Genomic DNA, 8,707 nt, shown 5'->3' with positions numbered 1-8,707 from the left:
ATGCCGATCCCGGAGAGAAGCACGGCCTCGCGAAAGACACTACTAGCGGCAGAGTAAAAAGAAAGAAGGCACTTGACCTAAAACCGCCGAATAGAGAAACCATGATCCGAGCTCCGAACAGCTTCGATTATGGTCAGATCAAGCAGGTGTTCCCGCACCTGTTTGATCGACTGCCTCAGAGTTACCTACAGAATGATAGATGTCAATCAGAAAGTTTGCAGTGAATAGGATCGCACTGACAGCGGAGCAATGCCGTGGCGCGCGGGCGATGTTGGGCTGGAGCCAGATCGAGCTGGCGAGAGCCGCGAACGTCTCCCGCCAGACCATTGCCGATTTCGAGCGCGGAGCTCACGTTCCTATCGGCAACAATCTTGCGAGTATCGTCGCGGCACTGGAAGAGGCGGGAATCGAGCTCGTCGCGGATGACGAGAAAAAGGGCGCCGGAATTCGGTTCCGCAGAACCGCTGCCTCACGGCGAGAATAGACCGTTGCGAGGGAAAACCCGGAATCAAGGCCGCAAGAACACGACGCTGCCCGCCCCGAATTCGGAGCGGGGCACTGTCCGGCGAATACCGTCTGTCATTCGGCGCAGCGTAGGGACCCCACCTGCTCTAAATCTCTCAAAGACTTATCATGCTGATAGGCGTCGAACCCCCATGCTGGTTCACACAAGAACCGCCACCGCTCGAAAGGCCGTCATAAGCAATGGGAACAGAACCCCCAGAAGAGGCTTCAGACTGATCAGAAAATTGCGAAGGAAAACGAGGGTCAAGGCTTGTATTCCACGGAATAGCCTTCACCAAGTTCCTCTTGCAATCGCCTGGCTAGTTCGGTCCCTTGCTTGACATGGGCTACTTTCAAATCTGGAGAGGAGAAGCCAGAATCAGGAGGATAGGGCCTATTGAAGGTGTTCTGATACTGCTGATCCCAGCCAGCAATCGCCTCTCGAAGAGAGGCAGAAATAGGCAAGTTTGAAATATCAACCGGCCCCGAAACTTTTTGCGGGACATAACCCAAGCTCTTGAGCATTTCGTCTTCATCTCCGTAAAGGAAAACGGGTGGAGTCAAAAATTGACAGGAGAGAATGACTTTTTTCACCATATCAATATCTTTCAAATTTGGTTACCGGATAGGCGGTGACAATGTAACCGTTGTCAGAAACGACAACTGCGGTAGGAACATCTCCCACCAAATACACGGGAGCACCGCTACTTGTTCCCACGACATTGTTGTCTCTCAGAGCTTGGCCCACGAAATCTGGAATGTCAGCTTCTGGGACGCCCCATTTTCTAAACTCATCGCCATGTCTGGCAACAATATGCTGCAATCCTGAATCAGCGGTTCCGGACTCGAGCCACACAGTCCGACCATCAGGCAGCTTCTGAATGTCGACCACGTTTTCAGGGGTGACCTTGGTGCCGCCGGCCATCAGGTCATCAATGAGTTGTGTCTTATTTGTAGCAACTTCCCCGTTGTCAACTTTCCCCACGAGCTTGCCGAGGCCGGCGACCGCTGTGTTGTGGGTGATGATGCCGAGCACCTGAGCCAATGACGACGGATCACCGCTGGCGATCTGTTCGAGCGTCCACGGCGTGGCGGTGAATCCGGTGTTGTCGCCGGTCAGGTAATTGATCAGCTTGGCAAGCTCTTTCTGCTTGCCGTCGGGCAAGGAGGCTGCACCGTAAGGAGCCAGTATCTTGACGAGCTGGTCGAGGTTGCCGTCGCTGTCGAGAATCGCCAGGCGATCCGCCTTCGACAAGTCAAACGGTGCGATGCCGCTGTAGCTCGAAAGCGCCACGATGACGTCCTTGAACACCGCATCGCAGCCTGCCCCGGCAAAGCCGGTACTTCTGCAGGTCAGATATTGTTTCTGCTGATCCTCATCCTTCTTTTCGAGCCGCGCCTTTTGCTCGCAGGCGGCTTTGTCGCCGTTCTTGCAGGCGGCCTTGGCCTCGGTCAGTTTTTCCGCGTCGTCATGGTTCAGATAATTGTAATTGACATTATCGAGCGCTGTCGCGGCCCCGAGTTCACCGCCGACTGCGGCGCCGACGGCGGCTGCGACCCATTGGGTGATTGCGGCCTGTTGGGCCTCGTTGAGGTTGGGGTTTGCCTTGAGCACCTTGGCGAGCACGCCGTTGGCGATCTCGCTTGCCCCGCCTGCGAGTGCGCCGGTTGCGGCATTGCCGCCGGCAAGCTCTGCGGTGAGCGCGCCGATGGCGGCGTGAAGGGCGACCTTTTCCGGGGAGCCTTCGTCGAAGCCGAGCTTTTCCGAGAGCGTGCCGACACCGATGTTGAGAAGCTCGGAGAGGGCCGCCGCACTTCTCTGTTTGGCCTTCAGCTCGTCGATGTCGTAGATCTCGACCTGCGTGTTCGCCTTCGAGAGGTCGGTGTTGAGGCCTGCGAGGTCCTGGGTCTGGCTGGAGAGCGACAGGGTGCCCGGCGTGAGGGTCGCGCGCGCGGTCCCCCCGTCGCTCTCCATCGCCGGCTGGCCGACAGCGGGGGTGATGGCCAGACCGCCGAGCGGGGCATTGGCGGCATCCGAGCCGGGAAGCGGCAGGGAGGCCGATAGGCCGATGTTCGAGGTGGATGCGCTGGAACTGTTCCTGAGGTCGGAATAGGTCAGGTGATCGGCGGAGAGCGAGCTGTTGCCGGTCGTATCCGTCGAGGCGATCACCCCGCCGATGAGATCGACGCCGCCTTCGACCGCCACGTGATAGCCGCCGGAGCCGGCGACGATACCGCTCTGCTCGGCGACATTGGCGAAGTCGCCGGTCACCGTGCCCTTGTTGAAGCCGCCGGAAAGACCGGACGGGCCGAAGCCTGCGGAGATGCCGAGGCTCTGCTCGTCATAGGCGGCCGTGTCCTGCACGCTCTCGATCTTGAGATCGCCGCCGACATTGGCGATCACCGTCTCGCCGGAGACGACGGCGCCCTTGAGCACCGTATCCGCGCCGGAGTTGATGACCACGGTGCCGGTGCCGGTCACATGGGAATTGAGGTTATAGACGCCGGTGCCGTCGCCCTCACCCGTCACATAGCTGCCGCTGGCAACGGGAAGGCCGGTGCCGAGATCGATGCCGAAGCTCGCACCCGAGGAGGTTGCGGAAAAACCGGTGCTCGTCGACCCCTGCGCGGAATAGAGCGCGATCTCCTCGCCGGCCGAGAGCAGGATGTTGCCGGCGGACGGATCGGTGGTCGCGACCGGATTGCCGCTCGCATCGAAGCCGGCCGCGATCTGCACGCCGTGGCCGGTGATCGAGCCTTCTTCCGCGACGATGGCAACCGAGCCGCCGCTTCGCAGCGTCGTCGGCACCGGGGACGTGGAGGACGCGGTCTCCAGCGTCTTCTGCTGCGTGAAGCCGATGGTGAGCGAGGCCGAGCCGAGCGACCCGCCGTCTCCGGCCTGCTGGAGCGCCGTGCCGGCCTTATAGGCTGCAAGTGCCGTCGGGGCGAGCGAGTAGAGGCCGTTGGCGTCGCCGAGCCCGGAGGCGGAATCGGCAAGCTGCTGGCCGGCAGAGATCAGACTCGACTGGACGTTGAGGCTGATGCCGGCGAAGAACTCCTCGTGCCGATGAGCATAGTTCGTCTCGTCCTGCGCGGAGAGAAGATTGACATCGTTGAGTGCGTAGAGGGCAATGTCCTGCCCGGCCTCGACCTTTGCCGCCTGCAGGTTGACGTCGTTGCCGGCCGTGATGGTGATATCGCGTCCGGCCGAGAGCGTGGAGACGGCATTGGTGCCGGAGGACTGCGTGACCTCATCCTCGGCCGAGCCGTAGCCGATGCCGATGGAGGCCGAGCCGTTGCCCGACGAGAGACTGATGCCGAAGCCGGAGCGCTTCTCCGTCTCCTGTGACATGGCGCTCTCGGCGCCGGGCGTCACGTTGACGTCGTTTGCGGCGGAAAGCGCGATGTCGCCCCCGGCGGCAATGCCGGAGCCGACGATGTCGATGTCGCGAGCGCGGGCGGTGACGGAGACGTTGCCGCCCGCCGTAAGCATCGATCCGGCATTGACGACGGCGCTGCCGCTCTTTTCCTTCTCCTCCTCGCCCCAGATCGAGAAGAAGCCGTCTCCCGAGCCGGCGAAGAGGCCGGAGGTTTCCTTGCCGATCGCAAGGTCGTGCGCCTCCTGCGCGCCGATGATGGCGACGCTCTCCCCGGCAATGGCGATGTCCTCGCCCGCCGTGACCTCAGACCCGGCGATGGCGACCGTCTTGCCGGCGTCAAGCGTCACAGTGCCCGAGGCGCCGAGACGGGAGGCGACGGTCGTCTCGTCATGGACCTCCGACGACCATTCATTGCTCTGCAGGAAGCCGTGTCCGCGGGACTGCGTATCCTGATCGAGCACGTCCTTGCCGGAGCTGACGACGATGTTGCCGCCGGCGGCGATGGTGAGGTCGGCCGTCTGGTCGGCGCTGCCGGCCGAAAGCGTGGAGGCGGAGACCGTCACGTCGTTTCCGGCGGAGACGGCAACACCGCTGCCGCCCCGGATCGAGGAGCCGGAGGCCGTCTCGACGGCGGGCTGCAGGGCGAGAAGTGCAGCGAGAACGCCGGTCAGGAATGCGGGAGGGTGGCGGAGCAAGGGCTTCTCTTCTCAAGGCCGGCCATGTCGTTCGACGTAATGATGAACTTGAACCGACTGCGGTCCTGATGGGCAAATAAGCAGAGGCCGCCCTACCCCGCCCGCACCTGCGGCTCGGTGATCACCTCGACCACTTCGCGCGAGCAGATGAAGCCGCCGAGCTTGCCGTCGAGGTCGTTGAAGAGCGAGACGAGCGCTTGGCGAGTAACCGGCACCGTCTCCATGCGGACGATCTTCATGTCCGGCAGCGGATCGCTGCGATCCTTGTCGGCCAGCAATTCCCTGCGAAAGGTCACGACATCCCGCCGCGCCATATCCTGCGTATCATAGAAGCGGCGGCTGGTCCTCGTGAGATCATCGCCGAAAACGTAGGTGTAGAAGCTGCAACTCACTGCCTGCTTTGTATCCGACATGACGGTTTCCCCTTGTTGCAACGGCAAGGGTCATCGGAAACTTGGATCGACAGGAAAAGTGCACGAGCCGGTTTCCGGAAGCAGCCGCGGGCGCCCCCGCTTCTCTGCTCATTGACCCTTGGTGATCGGGGAGTTGCAAACCGTACCAGACGGCCCTGTAGCCTTTAGCCGGAGGCCTGTTGCATACGCCACAGGCTCCCCGACCATAGGTCAAGGAGTACGGTGCCGATTCGGCCAGCACCAGCCACTGGTAAGGGTTTGCACGCCCCGAGGCAGCGCGTCACTGCCCTGTGGTCAACCTAATGTAACGATTGTGATTTGTCGCGCTCTTTCTGTCCTGCGATTTGCCCAAACAGGCAGCGCCGGCGATCGCCGTCAGTGGCGCGAGGCGGGTTCGGCCGTCTCGCCGATCAGGGAGGAGAGAAATACGCGCAGGAGATCGCCGGCCTCGTCTTCGTCCTCCCGGACCATGCTGTAGAGGTCGGCGGTGTCGAGGACGAAGGCAATCTTGCGCGTGACGGTTTCAGGGAGCCTGCAGCGGTGATAGACAATGGCGCGGCCCGCCGCCTCGAATGCCTCGAAGCGGTCATCGTCCGCGACAAGCTCGCCGCTCGAAGCTGCGGTGTCGAGCCATGCGGATCGCGCGTCGAAGTAGGCGGCAATCAGCCGTTCGAGCTCGGTGTCCGGTCTGTTCTTGCCCGCAGCCATATTCTACACCTCACGAGACACCGATCAGCTCAATTCAACTGATAACTATCTATCACTAGCCCCAATCGGAAACAAGTGCTTGACTGAGCAAAAGTTATCAGGAAGCGCAATGAAAGCTCTCATCAAGGCTGGTCGTACTCTGCTTGGCCTCTCACAGGTCCAGCTATGCGAGATTGCCGGCGTCCCGCTCATTACCCTGAGAAGGATCGAGGGGAAGCCAGATCACACCGGCCTCGTTTCGGAGGAGACTGTCGCAAGGGTGATCGCCGCCTTGGAAAAGCAGGGCATCCAGTTTCTCGCAGAGGGGCAAATTTCCAAAGGACCGGGCGTTGCCGCATGCGGCAAGCCAAAAACCAACCTCAGCGCGCGCCTCGCCAAAACCATGGGGGCGGAGTGAAGACGGCGTCACGGGGGATAGACGAGGCGCCGACGACGGAACTAAAGCCGAAAACGGCGCCGCATGACCTACGTGACGCGGTCAGACGAATACCGTTTCTGTGCAGTCACGTGGGCCAGCGTTCACCAGCTTGAAAACGCTTAAACCAATAATCGCGGGTATGCGGCTCATGAAGACGCTCAAACTCGCGCACAACTGTCTGCAGATCAGTCCCTATATTGATATCAAGAACAAACCACGCCTTCGATAACCTGCCAGTGATATCAAAGAGCAGATCGAACCTTTTCTCAGCGTCAGAGCGAGAGCCAGTACCAATCTCTTCAATTAGCCGTTGGCACTCGCGCTTATAGGCCGCAAGGCATTGGTTCACCTTTTCCTTGGCTCGGGCGAGCTCCTCCAGACCATTGTCCATCGTCGCATTCACGGCAGTAAGGATCACTCTTCTACCTCAAGGGTTTGATGTGGCCAACTTGACCAGTGGTTGGATTGTAGATCATTTCTAGCCCCGCGCCCTCATAACGGAAGTATCCTGCTGCTCCTCGAGGATCAGGCATCACCTTCGGGTTACTACTCAAAACCTCACGAGCCTGTATGAAAGGCGCAGGGCGGCCATTCTTGTAGAGGTACTCGTAGTACGATTTCGAAAATTTGAAACCATCCGCCGAGTAGAATTGACCGTCAAATTCGATTGCCCTTCCAGTACTTGCGCCACTGCTCCCACTCTCTGTGCTCGTTGCGCTTTGACCCCGCGAGGTCTTGCTCATGACCTTCTGGGCGATGCCGAACGTGACCACAGCCGTGGCGGCGTTGACAAGCTGGCGGTTTGCCTCGTCGTGCAATGCCGTCTGCACCGAGTCTGCATACTGGCTGAGCAACGCGATGGTCTGCAGCCTCTCCGCGTAGACGGCCGTAGCCAATTCCTGGTTCGACAGGCCACCGAACCGGCCGTTCACCAGCCGCATTTCCATATCGGTGTAACCGCCGGGAAGAACCGAGGACGGATCGGCTGACGGATCAGCCGGATTGCGCAGGTATTCGACGGCCCTCAGCGCATCGGCGACCGCGGCGAGGCAAGCGTCGCTGGTGCGGTCAGCATTGCACGCTCCGACGAGCACCTGATCGCGCTGACTGTCGAGATTATCCCAGTAGCCGATCTGCTCCTCGAGCGAGGCAACCTGTCCCTCATCGCAGCCGCCGTCGGACTTGCACTTGGCGAGCTGCTGCTTCGCCTTCTCCCGCGCTAGCTGCTCGCTGTGATACAGATAATTGTAGTTGACGTTATCAAGCGCCGTCGCGGCACCGAGTTCCCCGCCGACTGCGGCGCCGACGGCGGCGGCGACCCATTGGGTGATGGCGGCCTTCTGTGCCTCGTTGAGGTTCGGGTTTGCGGCAAGCACCTTGGCGAGCACGCCGTTGGCGATCTCGCTTGCCCCGCCTGCGAGTGCGCCGGTTGCGGCATTGCCGCCGGCGAGCTCGGCGGTGAGCGCGCCGACGGCGGCGTGCAGGGCGACCTTTTCCGGGGAGCCCTCGTCGAAGCCGAGCTTTTCCGAGAGCGTGCCGACGCCGATGTTGAGGAGTTCGGAGAGGGCGGCCGCATTCCTCTGTTTGGCCTTCAGTTCCTCGATGTCGTAGATCTCGACTTGCGTATTGGCTTTGGAGAGGTTGGTGTTGAGGCTTGCGAGGTCCTGGGTCTGGTTGGAGAGCGACAAGGTGCCCGGCGTGAGGGTCGCGCGCGCGGTCCCCCCGTCGCTCTCCATCGCCGGCTGGCCGACAGCGGGGGAGATGGCCAGACCGTCGAGCGGGGCATTGGCGGCATCCGAGCCGGAAAGCGGCAGGGAGGCCGACAGGCCGATGTTCGAGGTTGATGCGCTGGACCTGTTCTCGAGGTCGGAGAAGGTCAGGTGATCGGCGGAGAGCGAGCTGTTGCCGGTCGTATCCGTCGAGGCGATCACCCCGCCGATGAGATCGACGCCGCCTTCGACCGCCACGTGATAGCCGCCGGAGCCGGCGACGATGCCGCTCTGCTCGCCGACATTGGCGAAGTCGCCGGTGACCGTGCCCTTGTTGACGCCGCCGGAGAGACCGGACGGGCCGAAGCCTGCCGAGATGCCGAGGCTCTTCTCGTCATAGGCGGCCGTGTCCTGCACGCTCTCGATCTTGAGATCGCCGCCGACATTGGCGATCACCGTCTCACCGGAGACGACGGCGCCCTTGAGCACCGTATCCGCGCCGGAGTTGATGACCACGGTGCCGGTGCCGGTCACATGGGAATTGAGGTTGTAGACGCCGGTGCCGTCGCCCTCGCCCGTCGCATGGCTGCCGCTGGCGACAGGCAGGCCGGTGCCGAGGTCGATGCCGAAACCCGCACCCGAGGAGGTTGCGGAGAAGCCGGTGCTGCTGGACCCCTGCGCGGAATAGAGCGCGATTTCCTCGCCGGCCGAGAGCAGGATGTTGCCAACGGACGGATCGGTGGTCGCGACCGGATTGCCGCTCGCATCGAAGCCGGCCGCAATCTGCACGCCGTGGCCGGTGATCGAGCCCTCTTCTGCGACGATCGCAACGGAGCCGCCGCTTCGCAGCGTCGTCGGCACCGGGGACGTGGAGGACGCC

The 8,707-nt window shown here is 61.8% G+C and carries 9 protein-coding genes; 3 read left to right on the top strand and 6 right to left on the bottom strand.

What is annotated here, in order from left to right; translation table 11 throughout:
- Together NHF53_RS23890 and NHF53_RS23885 are read left to right on the top strand one after the other, a co-directional pair.
- Positions 1 to 224 (top strand): hypothetical protein (locus NHF53_RS23890; protein ID WP_252836438.1); only part of this gene is annotated, 224 nt, incomplete at its 5' end.
- Positions 221 to 484 (top strand): helix-turn-helix transcriptional regulator, encoded by a 264-nt coding sequence (locus NHF53_RS23885; protein ID WP_374591341.1) that lies wholly within the window; start codon positions 221 to 223, stop codon positions 482 to 484. The genes NHF53_RS23890 and NHF53_RS23885, both read left to right, overlap by 4 nt.
- A 284-nt stretch (positions 485 to 768) precedes the next feature.
- Here the strand turns inward: NHF53_RS23885 and NHF53_RS23880 are convergent, their stop codons facing one another.
- The 4 genes from NHF53_RS23880 to NHF53_RS23865 all read right to left on the bottom strand — a co-directional run bounded on the left by NHF53_RS23880 (position 769) and on the right by NHF53_RS23865 (position 5,700).
- The gene (locus NHF53_RS23880) at positions 769 to 1,116 is read right to left on the bottom strand and encodes a hypothetical protein (protein ID WP_252836436.1); all 348 of its coding nucleotides are present in this window, start codon (positions 1,114 to 1,116) and stop codon (positions 769 to 771) included.
- Positions 1,103 to 4,579 carry a hemagglutinin repeat-containing protein gene (locus NHF53_RS23875; RefSeq protein ID WP_252836435.1) on the bottom strand — a complete coding sequence of 1,159 codons (3,477 nt, stop codon included), beginning with the start codon at positions 4,577 to 4,579 and terminating at the stop codon, positions 1,103 to 1,105. The genes NHF53_RS23880 and NHF53_RS23875 overlap by 14 nt, the downstream gene beginning before the upstream one ends.
- Before the next feature lie 92 nt (positions 4,580 to 4,671).
- Positions 4,672 to 4,992 carry a hypothetical protein gene (locus NHF53_RS23870; RefSeq protein WP_252836434.1) on the bottom strand — a complete coding sequence of 107 codons (321 nt, stop codon included), beginning with the start codon at positions 4,990 to 4,992 and terminating at the stop codon, positions 4,672 to 4,674.
- A gap of 375 nt (positions 4,993 to 5,367) precedes the next feature.
- Positions 5,368 to 5,700 (bottom strand): hypothetical protein, encoded by a 333-nt coding sequence (locus tag NHF53_RS23865; protein WP_252836433.1) that lies wholly within the window; start codon positions 5,698 to 5,700, stop codon positions 5,368 to 5,370.
- Between the two features lie 109 nt (positions 5,701 to 5,809).
- Here NHF53_RS23865 and NHF53_RS23860 point away from each other — a divergent pair, with 109 nt between their 5' ends.
- A complete protein-coding gene (locus NHF53_RS23860) occupies positions 5,810 to 6,097 on the top strand; it encodes an XRE family transcriptional regulator (protein ID WP_252836432.1) in 288 nt (95 codons plus the stop codon).
- A gap of 106 nt (positions 6,098 to 6,203) precedes the next feature.
- On the opposite strand, the gene NHF53_RS23855 is transcribed toward NHF53_RS23860, so the two are convergent.
- Both NHF53_RS23855 and NHF53_RS23850 read right to left on the bottom strand, forming a co-directional pair.
- Positions 6,204 to 6,536, bottom strand: a complete 333-nt coding sequence (locus tag NHF53_RS23855) for a hypothetical protein (protein WP_252836431.1) — start codon at positions 6,534 to 6,536, stop codon at positions 6,204 to 6,206.
- Positions 6,537 to 6,540: 4 nt separating this feature from the next.
- Positions 6,541 to 8,707 (bottom strand): hemagglutinin repeat-containing protein (locus tag NHF53_RS23850; RefSeq protein WP_252836430.1); only part of this gene is annotated, 2,167 nt, incomplete at its 5' end.

It is taken from the genome of Ciceribacter sp. RN22 (assembly GCF_024054295.1).
In the GTDB taxonomy this organism is placed as follows: Bacteria; Pseudomonadota; Alphaproteobacteria; order Rhizobiales; family Rhizobiaceae; genus Allorhizobium; species Allorhizobium lividum.
This window is presented reverse-complemented; position numbering and strand designations above follow the sequence as displayed.